Origin of the sequence: Streptomyces monashensis (genome assembly GCF_001866665.1) — a bacterium.
Classification (GTDB): Bacteria; Actinomycetota; Actinomycetes; order Streptomycetales; family Streptomycetaceae; genus Streptomyces; species Streptomyces monashensis.
Genome location: NZ_MLYO01000035.1, coordinates 157,770 through 171,304, shown reverse-complemented (window position 1 = coordinate 171,304; position 13,535 = coordinate 157,770). Strand labels below are relative to the sequence as shown.

13 protein-coding genes are annotated in these 13,535 nt (G+C 71.8%); 6 read left to right on the top strand and 7 right to left on the bottom strand.

Annotated features, from left to right (window positions below):
• Positions 1 to 44 precede the first annotated feature (44 nt).
• Complete coding sequence (locus tag BIV23_RS21955; RefSeq protein WP_071382620.1) at positions 45 to 2,096, top strand: MDR family MFS transporter; 2,052 nt, start codon at positions 45 to 47, stop codon at positions 2,094 to 2,096.
• Here the strand turns inward: BIV23_RS21955 and BIV23_RS21950 are convergent.
• Positions 2,089 to 2,595 (bottom strand): GNAT family N-acetyltransferase, encoded by a 507-nt coding sequence (locus BIV23_RS21950; protein WP_071382619.1) that lies wholly within the window; start codon positions 2,593 to 2,595, stop codon positions 2,089 to 2,091. The genes BIV23_RS21955 and BIV23_RS21950 overlap by 8 nt on opposite strands.
• 64 nt (positions 2,596 to 2,659) lie before the next feature.
• On the opposite strand from BIV23_RS21950, the gene BIV23_RS21945 reads away from it, so the two are divergent.
• Positions 2,660 to 3,382 carry a helix-turn-helix transcriptional regulator gene (locus BIV23_RS21945; RefSeq protein ID WP_071382684.1) on the top strand — a complete coding sequence of 241 codons (723 nt, stop codon included), beginning with the start codon at positions 2,660 to 2,662 and terminating at the stop codon, positions 3,380 to 3,382.
• A 59-nt stretch (positions 3,383 to 3,441) separates the two neighbouring features.
• The gene (locus BIV23_RS21940; RefSeq protein ID WP_071382618.1) at positions 3,442 to 3,855 is read left to right on the top strand and encodes a nuclear transport factor 2 family protein; all 414 of its coding nucleotides are present in this window, start codon (positions 3,442 to 3,444) and stop codon (positions 3,853 to 3,855) included.
• Here BIV23_RS21940 and BIV23_RS21935 read toward each other — a convergent pair.
• Positions 3,852 to 4,277, bottom strand: a complete 426-nt coding sequence (locus tag BIV23_RS21935) for a DnaJ family domain-containing protein (RefSeq protein WP_071382617.1) — start codon at positions 4,275 to 4,277, stop codon at positions 3,852 to 3,854. The genes BIV23_RS21940 and BIV23_RS21935 overlap by 4 nt on opposite strands.
• Before the next feature lie 127 nt (positions 4,278 to 4,404).
• On the opposite strand from BIV23_RS21935, the gene BIV23_RS21930 reads away from it, so the two are divergent.
• Positions 4,405 to 4,797 (top strand): FHA domain-containing protein, encoded by a 393-nt coding sequence (locus tag BIV23_RS21930; RefSeq protein WP_071382616.1) that lies wholly within the window; start codon positions 4,405 to 4,407, stop codon positions 4,795 to 4,797.
• 19 nt (positions 4,798 to 4,816) lie between these two features.
• Here the strand turns inward: BIV23_RS21930 and BIV23_RS21925 are convergent, their stop codons facing one another.
• Together BIV23_RS21925 and proP are read right to left on the bottom strand one after the other, a co-directional pair.
• Complete coding sequence (locus tag BIV23_RS21925) at positions 4,817 to 5,488, bottom strand: O-methyltransferase (RefSeq protein ID WP_071370355.1); 672 nt, start codon at positions 5,486 to 5,488, stop codon at positions 4,817 to 4,819.
• A 50-nt stretch (positions 5,489 to 5,538) separates the two neighbouring features.
• Entirely contained in the window at positions 5,539 to 6,951 is a 1,413-nt protein-coding gene (proP, locus tag BIV23_RS21920) for a glycine betaine/L-proline transporter ProP (protein WP_071382615.1), read from the bottom strand.
• Positions 6,952 to 7,290: 339 nt separating this feature from the next.
• Between proP and BIV23_RS21915 the strand changes: the two genes are divergently transcribed.
• On the top strand, positions 7,291 to 9,324 hold the full coding sequence (locus tag BIV23_RS21915; RefSeq protein ID WP_071382614.1) for a bifunctional glycosyltransferase 87/phosphatase PAP2 family protein: 2,034 nt from the start codon (positions 7,291 to 7,293) through the stop codon (positions 9,322 to 9,324).
• Positions 9,325 to 9,415: 91 nt separating this feature from the next.
• On the opposite strand, the gene BIV23_RS21910 is transcribed toward BIV23_RS21915, so the two are convergent.
• Positions 9,416 to 10,585: a steroid 3-ketoacyl-CoA thiolase gene (locus BIV23_RS21910; protein ID WP_071382613.1), complete on the bottom strand. Its 1,170-nt coding sequence runs from the start codon at positions 10,583 to 10,585 to the stop codon at positions 9,416 to 9,418.
• 247 nt (positions 10,586 to 10,832) lie between these two features.
• On the opposite strand from BIV23_RS21910, the gene BIV23_RS21905 reads away from it, so the two are divergent.
• Complete coding sequence (locus BIV23_RS21905) at positions 10,833 to 12,068, top strand: cytochrome P450 (RefSeq protein ID WP_071382612.1); 1,236 nt, start codon at positions 10,833 to 10,835, stop codon at positions 12,066 to 12,068.
• A gap of 40 nt (positions 12,069 to 12,108) precedes the next feature.
• Here the strand turns inward: BIV23_RS21905 and BIV23_RS21900 are convergent, their stop codons facing one another.
• Both BIV23_RS21900 and BIV23_RS21895 read right to left on the bottom strand, forming a co-directional pair.
• Positions 12,109 to 12,807 (bottom strand): YoaK family protein, encoded by a 699-nt coding sequence (locus BIV23_RS21900; protein WP_071382611.1) that lies wholly within the window; start codon positions 12,805 to 12,807, stop codon positions 12,109 to 12,111.
• A gap of 94 nt (positions 12,808 to 12,901) precedes the next feature.
• Positions 12,902 to 13,318, bottom strand: a complete 417-nt coding sequence (locus tag BIV23_RS21895; RefSeq protein ID WP_071382683.1) for an aggregation-promoting factor C-terminal-like domain-containing protein — start codon at positions 13,316 to 13,318, stop codon at positions 12,902 to 12,904.
• Positions 13,319 to 13,535 lie beyond the last annotated feature (217 nt).

Below are 13,535 nucleotides of genomic sequence, written 5' to 3'. Positions count from 1 at the left end.
ACGACGATGGAGAAGGTGCATTCCGAGCCTTCCGGGAGGTCTCCATGACCCTCGACACGCACGGCACGACGATGGACGTGAAGGGCGGCGAACACGTCCCCGGCAATGTGTTCGTCCCGATCGGCGCCCTGCTGCTCGGACTGCTGCTCGCCGCGCTCGACCAGACCATCGTCTCGACCGCGCTGCCGACGATCGTGAGCGATCTCGGCGGCCTGGAGCACCTGTCCTGGGTGGTCACCGCCTATCTGCTGGCCTCGACCGCCGCGACCCCGCTGTGGGGCAAGCTCGGCGACCAGTACGGCCGGAAACGGTTGTTCCAGACGGCAATCGTGATCTTTCTCATCGGCTCGGCGCTGTGCGGCATGGCGCAGAACATGGGCGAGCTGATCGGGTTCCGCGCGCTCCAGGGCCTCGGCGGCGGCGGGCTGATGGTGCTGTCGATGGCGATCGTCGGCGACCTCGTACCGCCGCGCGAACGCGGCCGCTACCAGGGGCTGTTCGGGGCCGTCTTCGGCGCGACCAGCGTGCTCGGGCCGCTGCTCGGCGGGCTGCTCACCGAGCATCTGAGCTGGCGCTGGGTGTTCTACGTCAACCTCCCCGTGGGTGTCGTCGCGCTCGCCGCGATCGCCACCGCGCTGCGCCTGCCGCGCCGCGGCGAACGCCACGTCATCGACTACGCCGGCACCTTCCTGATCGCCGCCGTCGCCACCTGCCTGGTCCTCGTCGCCTCCCTCGGCGGTACGACCTGGCCCTGGGCCTCGGCGCAGATCATCGGGCTCGCCGCGCTGGGCGTGGTGCTGGCCGTGGCCTTCGTGGCCGTCGAGCGCCGGGCCGCCGAACCCGTGCTGCCGCTCAAGCTGTTCGGCATCCGCACCTTCACGCTCGCCGCCGTGATCAGCTTCATCGTCGGCTTCGCCATGTTCGGCGCGATGACCTATCTGCCGACCTTCCTCCAGGTCGTGCACGGCGTCTCGCCGACCGTGTCCGGGGTGTACATGCTGCCGATGGTGCTCGGCCTGCTGCTGTCCTCGACCGTGTCCGGACAGATCGTCAGCCGCACCGGGCGCTGGAAGGTGTTCCCGGTCACCGGCACCGCCGTCACCGCCCTCGGCCTGCTCCTGCTGCACCGGCTCACCGAGCACAGCTCGACCGCCGTGATGAGCGTCTACTTCTTCGTCTTCGGTCTCGGCCTCGGCCTGGTCATGCAGGTGCTGATCCTCATCGTGCAGAACGCGGTCTCGTACGAGGACCTGGGCGTGGCCACCTCCGGCGCTACCTTCTTCCGCTCCATCGGCGCCTCCTTCGGCGTGGCCATCTTCGGCACGATCTTCGCGAGCCGCCTCGGCGACAAACTCACCGCCGCCTTCCGGGGAGTCCCGCTGCCACCCGGCACCAGTGCGAACGCCCTGAAGTCCGACCCGCGGGGCATCGCCGCACTGCCACCGGCACTGCGCCCCGGCGCGCTGCACGCGTACGCCTCCGCCATCACGGACGTCTTCCTCTACGCCGCCCCGGTCGCCCTGCTCGGCTTCCTGCTGGCGTGGTTCCTGAAGGAGGATCCGCTGCGCGGCTCGGTCACCGCACCGGACGTCTCCGAGACCCTCGCGCCCAACCCGGTCGAGCGTTCCTCCTACGACGAGTGCTGCCGCGCCCTGTCCGTGCTCGGTACCCGCGAGGGCCGCCGGGAGATCTACGAGAAGATCACCGCACGGGCCGGCTACGACCTGCTGCCCGCCGCGAGCTGGCTGCTGCTGCGCACGCGCAGGTACGGCTCGGTCGAACCCTGCGTGCTCGCCGAGCACGGCCCCGTCCCGCTGGAGGTCGTCCTCGCCGCCGCCCGCCAGGTCGAGGAACGGCGCCTCGCCGGGCGCGAGGGGCTGGAGCTGTACCTGACCGACACCGGCCGTCAGGTCGCCGACCGGCTGGCCGCGGCCCGCGAGGAGTCCCTGGCCGAACTCCTCGGCGACTGGTGGCAGCCGGACCGCTCGACCGACCTGACGGAGCTGGTGAGGGAACTCACCGGCGAGCTGTGCGGCTCCGCGCGCGAACAGCCCCGCGAACAACCGCAGGGCCGGCCGGCGGCCGGGTTCAGCTGACGGCCAGCTCCTTGCGGAACCAGTGCTCGGCGTACGCGTCGTCGTTGTGCGGGGCGGTCTCGGCGTAGCCGAGGCGGGCGTACAGGGCGCGGGCCTCGACCAGGTCGTCGCGGGTGTCGAGGACGATCCGCCGGGCCCCGAGGGCGCGGGCGGCGTCCTCGGCGGCGGCCACGAGCAGCGGGGCGCCGCCTCTGCCACGCAGTGGCTCGCGCACGAACACCCGGGTGAGTTCGGCCGTGTCCGCGTCGATCAGCCGTACCCCCGCCGAACCGCCCGCCTCGCCCGCGCACCAGCCGACCAGCAACTGGCCGGTGGGCGCCGCGAGTTCGGCCCCCGCCTCGGCCGCGATCTCCCGCTCCAGCTCGCCGGGGTCGGTGCGGTGCCCCGCGTGCAGCAGGTACCAGCGGTCGCTGACCTCGGTGTAGTACGCCCGCCACAGGGCGGCGGCGACGGGCGAGTCGTACGGTTCGGGGGCGATGGTCCACGTCATGCCGGTCATTGTGGGCGGTGCCGGCCGCACCCGCCGCCCGGTTTTCCCGCACGGGGACCGCACACTGTCTGCCGTGAACCGCACCGACCGTCTCTACGCCCTCGTCGAGGAGCTGCGTGCCGCCGCCCCGCGTCCCCGCAGTGCCCGCGCGCTCGCCCGGCACTTCGAGGTCAGTGTCCGTACGATCGAGCGGGACCTGGCCGCGCTGCAGCAGTCCGGGCTGCCGATCCACGCCGAACCGGGCCGCACCGGCGGCTACGTCCTGGACCGGGAGCGCACACTGCCCCCGCTGACCATCACCCCGGCCGAGGCGACCGCCCTGGCCGTCGCACTGCACGCCCTGGACGGCACGCCGTTCGCGGTGGACGCGCGCAGCGCGCTGCACAAGGTGCTGGCCGTCATGCCGGAGCGGGAGCGTCGCGCGGCGGGCGAACTGGCCGAGCGGGTACGGCTGTTGGTGCCGGCGACCCGGCCGGCGCCTCCCGCCGGGCCGGTGGTGCCCCGCGCCCTGCGGGAGGCGCTGACGGCGGGCCGGGTGCTGCGGCTGGACTACGCCGACGCGGCAGGCCGGCGCACCGCGCGGGACGTCGAACCGCTCGGGTTCCTCGGCGGCACGGAGCACTGGTACCTGGCCGGCTGGTGCCGGCTGCGGAACGCGCCGCGCGGGTTCCGGCTGGACCGGGTGCGTGCCGCGACGGCGCTGGACGAGCGAGCCCCGCACCGCGCCGTGGACCTCACCGCCCTCGACACCCTCGGCTCGGACGTCGTCCCCCTCGACGCGGCCACCGTGCTCTGACGGATGTGACGGCAATCACCGACAGGGGGGTGTCGCGGACGGGGCGGAGGCTGATGCCCATGACGACAACGACGCGGCGGACCGCCGCCCCCACCCCCGCCACCGGCATCGCCCTCTTCGAGCGCTGGACCGCCCTGTGGAACGGCGACTTCAGCGACCCGGAGGCCTTCCTCGCGCCCGGTTTCCGGATCCGTTTCGCCAACGAACCCGAGCGGGGCGCGGCGACCGACGCGGTCCACGGCCCGGCCGGGATCGTCGGTCTGATCTCCGGCTTCCGTGCGCAGCGGCCCGACCTGGTGTACGCCGTGGACGGCACGCCGCTGGTCGACACCGGGCTGGGCCGGGTCGCCTGCTGCTGGCACGTGACCGGGGCGGACGGTCTCCGAAAGAGCGGGATCGACCTGCTGGAGGTGACGGACGGACGGATCGCGACCGTCTGGTCGGTCACCGGCCTGCGCCGCTTCGCGGACTAGCGGAACCGCACCCCCTGGCGGCCCGCTCTCCGCCGGTGCCACTCCCGTACGACCTCCTCGACGTCGTACTGCTTCCTGCCCAGCGGGGGGCCGGGCGGGGGCTTGAACATCATGTCCTTGATCTTGACGTTGACGTCCTCGACGATCTTCCGGGCGATCCGCTCCGAAGGGGCCGCGTAGGCCGCGTCGAGGGCGTCCTCGGCCTCCTTGCGGAGGGCGAGCGCGGGCGGCAGGACGGACAAGCCCTCACGCGCCAACTTCCGCTTGATCCACCACAGTTCGTCGTACGTGGAGTCGACCTCGCTCGGCAGCGGCTCGCCCGCCCCCGGCAGTCGCTCGAACGCGCCGCGCCCCTGCGCGTCACGGATCTGCTTGTCGACAAACGAGTCGAACGGCACACCCGGTGGCTTTCGCTCGGTCATGACTCCATTGTGCCGGACGCGCCCCGGCGGGGCGTTCTATCATGCGGCGGCAGGCCGATCCGGCCTCGTCGCGTGGACGTGCACGGATGGTGCACGGACGTGCACGGACACCACAGGGGGAACGCACGTGCTCGAACTCACCATGGCCACCGTCTCCGAGGCCGACTCCGGCGCCACGGCCGGTATGACGATGGCCGAGGCGCCGAGCGAGCCGGGTGCCGCGCTCCGGGTCGGCCGGGACGCGGCGGTGTGCACGCTGGTCACGCCCGACGACTGGCTGTTCGTCTCCCGCGTGCACCTGGAATTCGTGTGTGCCCCGGACGGCGGCTGGCAACTGACCTGGCTGCGCGGCTCACAGGCCGAGCCGTCCGCCGAAGTGCGCCTGATGTCGGGGGAGTTCAGCCAGCCCCTCGGCTACGGCGCGACGGTACGGCTGCCGCACGGCGGGTCCGGCGAGATCGTCGTCCAGGACCGCACCGCGCCGCGCAGCGTCAACGTCGGCTTCTACCACGAGGCATGAGCCGGGCACCGGGCGCGGCTCAGGCGAGCACCCGGGCCAGCGCGAACCCGTCGTAGCCCTTGCGTCCGACCGTCTGGACCGCCGTACCGCTCAGCCTGGGGTGGGTGGCGATCAGGTCGATCGCGGCGCGGGTGCCGAGCACGTCCGGATCGGTGCTGTCCGGGTCGGCGACCCGGCCGCCGCGCACCACGTTGTCGATCACGATCACGCTGCCCGCACGGGTGAGCTTCAGCGCCCACTCCACGTAGTGCGCGTTGTTGGCCTTGTCGGCGTCGATGAAGACCAGGTCGAACGGGGGCGGGTTCTCGTCGGCCAGCTTGGGCAGCGACTCCAGGGCCGGGCCGACCCGCACCTCCGCGACCCGGTCCAGGCCCGCCCGGGCGATGTTCCGCACGGCGACCTCGGCGTGCCTGGCGCTGTACTCCAGGGAGACCAGCCGGCCGTCCTCGGGCAGCGCCCGGGCCAGCCAGATCGTGCTGTACCCGCCGAGCGTGCCGATCTCCAGCACGGTGCGCGCGCCCTGCAACTGCGCGAGGAGCTGGAGGAACTTGGCCTGCGCGGCCGTGACGGCGATGTCCGGCAGCCCGGCCGCCTCGTTCTCCCGCAAGGCCGCCTGAAGCGCCTCGTCGTCGGGCGCGAGCTGGCTGATGAAGTAGTCGTCGACGTCGTCCCAGAGCTGCGAGCCGGTCATGCTCTGCTGCCTTTCCCGAGTGTCTGCGCTTCCCCTGCGGGGTCATCGTCTCAGCACAGAGGCGCCGAGCGGGAGATCGTCGGCGCTTCCCGGCCCGCCACCGCCGGCGCCGATCCCGGAAGCGGCCGGCCCGCCGACTCCGACATCCGCCACACCGCGAACCCGCCCACGACGGCCGCGGCCATCATGTAGTACGCGGGCATCATCATGTTCCCCGTCGCCCCGATCAGCGCGGTCACCACCAGCGGAGTCGTGCCGCCGAACAGGGACACCGACACGTTGAAGCCGATCGACAGGGAGCCGTAGCGCACCCGGGTCGGGAAGAGCGCGGGCAGCGCGGCCGGCATGGCCGCCGTGAAGCAGACCAGGAGCAGGCCCAGGGCGCCCATGCCCAGTGCGACGGCGAGCAGGCTGCCCTGGCGGATCAGCAGCAGGGCGGGGACGGAGAGGAGCAGGAAGCCCGCACAACCGGCCGCGATCACCGGGCGGCGGCCCACTCGGTCGCTCAGCGCGCCCGCGAACGGCTGGACGATCATCATCAGGGCCATCACGCCCAGCACGACCAGCAGCCCGTGCGTCTCGTCGTACTTCAGCTCGCTCGTCAGATAGCTCGGCATGTACGACAACAGCATGTAGTCGGTGACGTTGAAGACCAGCACCAGACCCACGCACAGCAGCAGGGCCCTCCACTGGCCCGCGACCATCTCGCGCAGCGGCACCTTCGGGCGCTGCGCCTCCGCCTTCTCGACCTCGGCCGCGAACGCCGGGGTCTCCTCCAGCCGCATCCGCAGGTACAGGCCGATGACGCCCATCGGACCCGCGATCAGGAACGGGATGCGCCAGCCCCAGGACAGCAGGTCGGCGGACGACAGCAGTGCCGTCATCAGCGTCACCAGGCCCGCGCCGCCGATGTAGCCCGCCAGCGTGCCGAACTCCAGCCAGCTGCCGAAGAAGCCACGCCGCTTGTCGGGCGCGTACTCGGCGATGAAGGTCGACGCGCCCGCGTACTCGCCGCCCGTCGAGAAGCCCTGCACCAGACGGGCGGCCAGCAACAGCAGCGGCGCGCCCACGCCGATCGACCCGTACGACGGGATCAGGCCGATGGCGAACGTGCCCGCCGCCATCATGATCATCGTGACGGCGAGGACCTTCTGGCGGCCCACCCGGTCGCCCAGCGGACCGAAGACCATGCCGCCCAGCGGACGGACCAGGAACGCCGCGGCGAAGGCGCCGAACGTCGACAGCAACTGCGCGGTCGGGCTGCCGGAGGGGAAGAAGACCTTGCCCAGGGTGACCGCGATGTAGCTGTAGACGCCGAAGTCGAACCACTCCATCGCGTTGCCGAGCGCCGCCGCCTTCACGGCACGCCTGACGAGCGCGGGGTCGACGACGGTGACGTCGGTGGGGGCCTGTGCGGCCCGCTGGGTCTTCGGATGCGGGGTGACGGCTGGGGCGACGGCCAAAACGGGGCTCGCCTACCTTTCGACGGGGACGGGACAAAAGGTGACCATAGGAGACTTTCGGCCCCTCGCGTGACGTAGCCGAGTGACCGCACAGCGCGGTCAAAGGGGGGCTGTCCAGGCAGGTCCGCGCGCTTCGGCCGCGCTCCGCGCAGCTCCCGTTGTGACCCTTCTCGCGCCCCGGCCCCGCAACCGCACAGGGTGCGCTCTATCGTCATCCGGACGAAAGACGGAAGAAAGCCGGGCGGACGTCAGGTGAAGAGGGGGTTGCCGCGTCTCTGTCCAGAGGCGGTGGGAATCTCATAGGGTTCTGAGAAATACGGGGCGGGAGGCCGACGAGGCGTGGCGAACGTGGAGCACAGCGGACGACCGGCGGACACCTTCGGGCAGGCTTCCCCCGAAGCGCGGCTGCGCGCGGCCCGGCTGGGGCTGTGGGCGGTGGCGGCGATCCTCGCCGTACGGCAGGTGGCCGCCGTGCTCAGCACCCCGAGGGGGGAGCGGCTGACCGACCTGGAGACCTGGGTCGGCCCGCACGGCGTCCTGCACGTGGACGGCTCGATCTACGACTCGACCCGCTTCACCGGCACCCCCTTCGGCGGGCTGGTGCTCAAGCCGCTGACCCGCTCCGCCGAGGCCGCGCTCGGCTGGGGCTGGACCTTCGGCACGCTGCTGCTCGTCGTCGTCCTCGGCCTGGTCGTCGCCCGCGCGCTGCCCCAGCCGGTCAGCCGCCGCACCTCGCTGCTGGCCGCGCCGGTCGCGATCAGCCTGCTGATGCTGTCGCTGCCGGTCCGCAACGCCCTGTGGCTCGGCCAGGCCAGCATCCTGCCGGTGCTGCTCGTCCTGCTCGGTCTGTTCGCGGTCCGCGGGGAGCGGGCCAGCGGTCTGTGCATAGGGCTCGCCGCCGCGTTCCAGCCGACCCTGCTGCTGTTCGCCCCGCTGGTGTGGTTCACCGGCCGCCGCCGGGCCGCGCTCGGCACGGCCGGCACCTTCGCCGCCCTGACCGCGCTCGCCTGGGCCGCGCTGCCCCACGACTCGTACGCGTACTGGGTGCACCACATGGCCGGGGCGGGCCTCGGCGGCAAGGCCGACGCCCTCGGCAACCAGTCGCTGCACGGCGCGCTGCTGCGGCTCGGTGTGTCCGGGTGGCCGGAGATCGCCGTCTTCCTGCTGCTGGCCTCCGCCGTCGCGGCCGTCGCCATGCGCCGCGCCGTGCGCTACGCCGCCGACGGGCAGCTGCTGCTCTCCGTCGGCATCACCGGCTGCGCCGTCGTCGCCGTCTCGCCCACCGCCTGGCAGTACCAGCTGCTGTGGGTGCTGCTCGCGGTGGTCGGCCGGGTCGGCAAGAAGGCCTCCGACCGCTACGTCTGGCCGGTGGCCGTCGTCCTCGTCACGACGCTTCCGGCGACGATGATGCTGCCGAACACGCCGACGCTGTACCCGCTGCGCGACAACCTGGTGCTGCTCGCGGCCCTGGCCGCCGCGACGGCCGTCCCCTTCCTCTCCCGCACCTCCCCCCACTACCGGTCCCCGATCCGCACGGAGTACGCCCCGCCGGTCCCGGCCCGCTTTCGACGCGTCCCCCTCCTCCCCTTCCTGCGCCGCGTCCTGACCCGCCCGAACCTCCTGCTGGAACTGCTCCTCATCCGGGTCGTCTACGCCGCCTACTCCCAGGTCCGCCTCGCCGCGACCGGCGGCACCGTCTCCGGCGGCCGGGCACGCGCCGAGCACCACGGGCACATCGTGCTCGGCATCGAGCGGTTCCTGCACATCGACATCGAGCACTGGGTCAACCACACCGTGGCGAAGATCGAGTGGCTGCGGGAGTTCTTCAGCTTCTACTACGAGTCCTTCCACTTCGTCCTCCCGCTGACGGTCCTCGGCATCCTCTACTGGCGCCGCCCGGTCGACTACCGCTGGGCCCGCGCCTCCCTCGGCTTCGCCACCTTCCTCGCCCTGATCGGCTTCTGGTTCTTCCCGCTGGCTCCGCCGCGCCTGATGCCGCACCTCGGCATCATCGACACCGTCCACGGCGCGCAGGACTTCTCCAAGCCGAACTACGGCGCGCTGACCGCGCTCACCAACCAGTACGCGGCGATGCCCTCGCTGCACTTCGGCTGGGCCCTGTGGTGCGGCGTGGTCATCGCGATCGTCGCCCCGAAGTGGTGGATGAAGGCCCTCGGCCTGCTGCACCCCCTCCTCACCGTCTCGGCCATCGTCGCGACCGGCAACCACTGGGTGCTGGACGCGGTCGGCGGCGCGGCGGTCGTCGGCGCCGGCTTCGGGCTGTCGTACCTGCTCCAGGGGCCGAGACCGAAGACGGTCACGGCGGTGGCAGACGCCCAGGAGGCACAGAGGGTGCCCGTCGGCAGCACGTGACCGTTGCGCCGCTCGCTCGCTTCTTCCACGTGCTGGAGCCGACGGTCACTCCTCGACCCCGCTGCCTTCACCACCTGGGCGTCGGCGTCGGCTACAGCCGCTGAATGATCGTCCCGGTCGCCAAGCCGCCGCCCGCGCACATCGTGATGAGCGCGAACTCCTTGTCCGTGCGCTCCAGTTCGTGCAGGGCGGTGGTGATGAGACGGGCCCCCGTCGCGCCCACCGGGTGCCCCAGCGCGATCCCGCCGCCGTTCACGTTGACCTTCTCCAGGTCCTGCTCGAAGACCTGGGCCCAGCTCAACACCACTGACGCGAAGGCCTCGTTGATCTCGACCAGGTCGATGTCCTTCAACGTCATCCCCGCCTTGCCCAGCACCGCGCGCGTCGCGTCGATCGGGCCGTCGAGGTGGAAGTGCGGGTCGGCGCCGACCAGTGCCTGGGCGACGATCCGTGCCCTCGGCCTCAGTTTCAGGGCGCGAGCCATCCGCTTCGACGCCCACATGATCGCCGCCGCCCCGTCCGAGATCTGCGACGAGTTGCCCGCCGTGTGGACCGCCGTCGGCATCACCGGCTTCAACCTCGCCAGTGCCTCCAACGACGTGTCCCGCAGGCCCTCGTCCTTGTCGACCAGGCGCCACATGCCCTGACCGGCGTACTGCTCCTCCTCGGTCGTCGGCACCTGCACGGCGAACGTCTCGCGCTTGAAGCGCTCCTCGGCCCACGCCAGAGCCGCCCGCTCCTGGGACCTCAGCCCCAGCGCGTCGACGTCCTCCCGCGTCAACCCCCGGTGCCGGGCGATCCGCTCCGCCGCCTCGAACTGGTTCGGGAGGTCGACGTTCCATTCGTCCGGGAACGGCTTCCCCGGGCCGTGCTTGGAGCCGGAGCCCAGCGGGACCCGGGACATGGCCTCCACGCCGCAGCTGATGCCCACGTCGATCACACCGCCGGCGACCATGTTGGCCACCATGTGGGAGGCCTGCTGCGAGGAGCCGCACTGGCAGTCGACGGTCGTCGCGGCCGTCTCGTAGGGCAGGCCCATGGTCAGCCAGGCCGTGCGCGCGGGGTTCATGGACTGTTCGCCGGCGTGGGTGACCGTGCCGCCGACGATCTGCTCGACCGCGTCGGCGGGGATGCCGGTCCGGCCGAGGAGTTCACGGTAGGTCTCGCCCAGGAGATAGGCGGGGTGCAGGTTGGCGAGCGCGCCGCCGCGCTTGCCGATCGGGGTGCGGACGGCTTCGACGATCACGGGTTCGGCGGCCATGGGTGCGGGTCCTCTCCGAGGGCTCTCCGAGGGCTCTGCGGGCTCTCCTCCGGAACATGCGGAACTAGTACGCGTTCTAGTTCTCAGGGCAGTTTGCTGACGTGATGTCCATCACCGCAAGGGTCTTGCAGCGGATGGGGGCGGATTGGGGGTGTCATGGCTCTTGTGAGTTGTAGAACCCGTTACTACGGTCACGGCATTCAGCATTCACTGATGGACCGTCAGGACTTGACGACGGGAGCCACCGATGCCCTGTCCCGCGCTGCCCGCCGGGTTGGACCTCACCGACCCCGATCTGCTCCACCACCGCGTGCCCCTCCCGGAGTTCGCCGAGCTGCGCCGCACCGAGCCGGTCCGCTGGATCCCGCAGCCGCACGGCGTCGCGGGCTTCGCCGACGCCGGCTACTGGGCCGTGACCCGGCACGCGGACGTCAGGTACGTCTCCACGCACCCCGAACTCTTCTCCTCCACCCTCAACACCGCGATCATCCGCTTCAACGAGCACATCCAGCGCGACGCGATCGACGCACAACGCCTCATCCTGCTCAACATGGATCCTCCGGAACATACGCGCGTGAGGCAGATCGTGCAGCGGGGCTTCACGCCACGTTCCATCCGCGCCCTGGAGGAGCGGCTGCGGGCCCGCGCCGAGTCCATCGTCTCGGCCGCCCGCGCCCGCTCCGGGCCCTTCGACTTCGTCACCGAGGTCGCCTGCGAACTGCCGCTCCAGGCCATCGCCGAGCTGATCGGCGTACCCCAGGAGGACCGGTCCAAGATCTTCGACTGGTCCAACAAGATGATCGCCTACGACGACCCCGAGTACGCCATCACGGAGGAGGTCGGCGCCCAGTCGGCCGCCGAGATCATCGCCTACGCCATGAACATGGCCGCCGAGCGCAAGCAGTGCCCGGCCCACGACATCGTGACGACCCTGGTGGCGGCGGAGGACGAAGGCAACCTGAACTCCGACGAGTTCGGCTTCTTCGTGCTGATGCTGGCCGTGGCCGGCAACGAGACGACCCGGAACGCGATCACTCATGGGATGCACGCGTTCCTGACCCATCCCGAGCAGTGGGACCTGTTCCGGCGGGAGCGGCCGGGGACGACCGCCGAGGAGATCGTGCGCTGGGCGACCCCCGTCAACGCCTTCCAGCGGACGGCCACCCAGGACACCGAGCTGGGCGGGGTGCTGATCAAGGAGGGGGACCGGGTCGGGCTCTTCTACGCCTCGGCCAACCGCGACCCCGAGGTCTTCGCCGACCCCGACGCCTTCGACATCACCCGCGACCCCAACCCGCATCTGGGCTTCGGCGGCGGCGGTCCCCACTTCTGCCTCGGCAAGTCCCTCGCCGTCCTGGAGATCGACCTGATCTTCAACGCCGTCGCCGACGCCATGCCCGGCCTGCGGCTGGCCGACGAGCCCCGGCGGCTGCGCTCGGCCTGGATCAACGGGGTCAAGGAACTCCAGGTCACCACCGGCTGATCCACCGTCGTTCGCGCCCGCTCACTCCGCTGCCCACGGCTCACTCCCGGCCGGATGCCACCACCGCCAGCACGGCCGAGGCGGCCGCCGCGATCGCGAGCGGGAGGCCGAGGCCGTGGTGGAGGACCAGCCACGCGCCCAGGCAGGCCCCGGCGAGCATGGCGATCACCGAGGCCGTACGGCGCGGGGAGCGGTGGCCGGTGCCGTCGCCGAGCCGGGACTCGGAGGCGAGGCCGGTCAGGGTCATCGTCAGCACCGTGGTGGTCAGGTCGGCGACGCCCAGCTTGCGGACCGTGGCGTTGCGCAGGCCCATGGCGTACCCGGTCAGGGCGATCAGGGCGTAGACGGTGCCGGTGGAATGCGGCCAGGCGAACGCGACCGCCGCGGACACGCCGACCAGGGCCGCCTCGCCGACGAGAGTCAGCCGGGTCCAGCGGCGGCGCCGGCCCCTGCCGACGCGGGCCGCCAGCCGGCCGCCGGTCACCGCGCCCAGCAGGAAGCAGCCCAGCGAGGTGGCCGTGTGCGGGACGGAGAAGCCGGGCGCCCCGGCCGCCGCGAAGCCGAGGACGACGACGTTGCCGGTCATGTTCGCCGTGAAGACGTGGCCCAGCCCCAGATAACTGACGGCGTCGATGAGCCCGCTGACCACGGTCAGCGTCAGCAGCACGAGCACGAGCCGCATTCCGCGCGCCTCGGGGTCGTGGGTCTTCGGTGCGGGTGCTTCCTCCGCTGGACTCATCGCCCCAGTGGACCACGCCGGGGCGGGAGAACGCCGAAGGCGGCGGCCCCTGGTCGGGGCCGCCGCCTTCGGCGGTGGTGCGGTGCGGGCCGGCTCAGTACCAGCCGTTCGCCTGCCAGAAGCTCCAGGCCTTGACCGGGCTGCCGTAGCGGGAGTTCATGTAGTCCAGGCCCCACTTGATCTGTGTGGCCGGGTTGGTCTTCCAGTCGCCGCCCGCGGAGGCCATCTTCGAACCGGGCAGGGCCTGGACCAGGCCGTAGGCGCCGGACGAGGCGTTGGTCGCGGACGGGTTCCAGCCGCTCTCGTGCGAGACGATCTTGCTGAACGCGTTGAACTGCGCGGCGTCCGGGATCATCTTGTGCGCGATCGCCTGGGCGGAGGAGGCCGTGGCGGGCGTGGCGGCCTGGGCGGGCGCCGCGGTCAGAGCCAGACCGGCGGTGGCGGCGGCCACGGCGGCGGTCGTGAGGGCCTTCTTCGGGGAAGCGATGCGGCGGATGAAGGAGACGGTCACGGAGAACCTCTTGCGTCGGGGACAGGGGGCCGCCGGCAGGCCGTGCACCGCCGCTCTCGCGTCGGCCGCGTCCGTCTGCGTACGTCGGCGCCGCGGCCCGGGTGGGCTCGTGGCGCCTGGCGACGTCGTCCAGAGAAACAGGCCCCGACCCCGCCCGCAATGACCCCTTTTACTAGTGGTGGCCGGATCGAGGTGAAACATCCGCTCTGTGACGTGG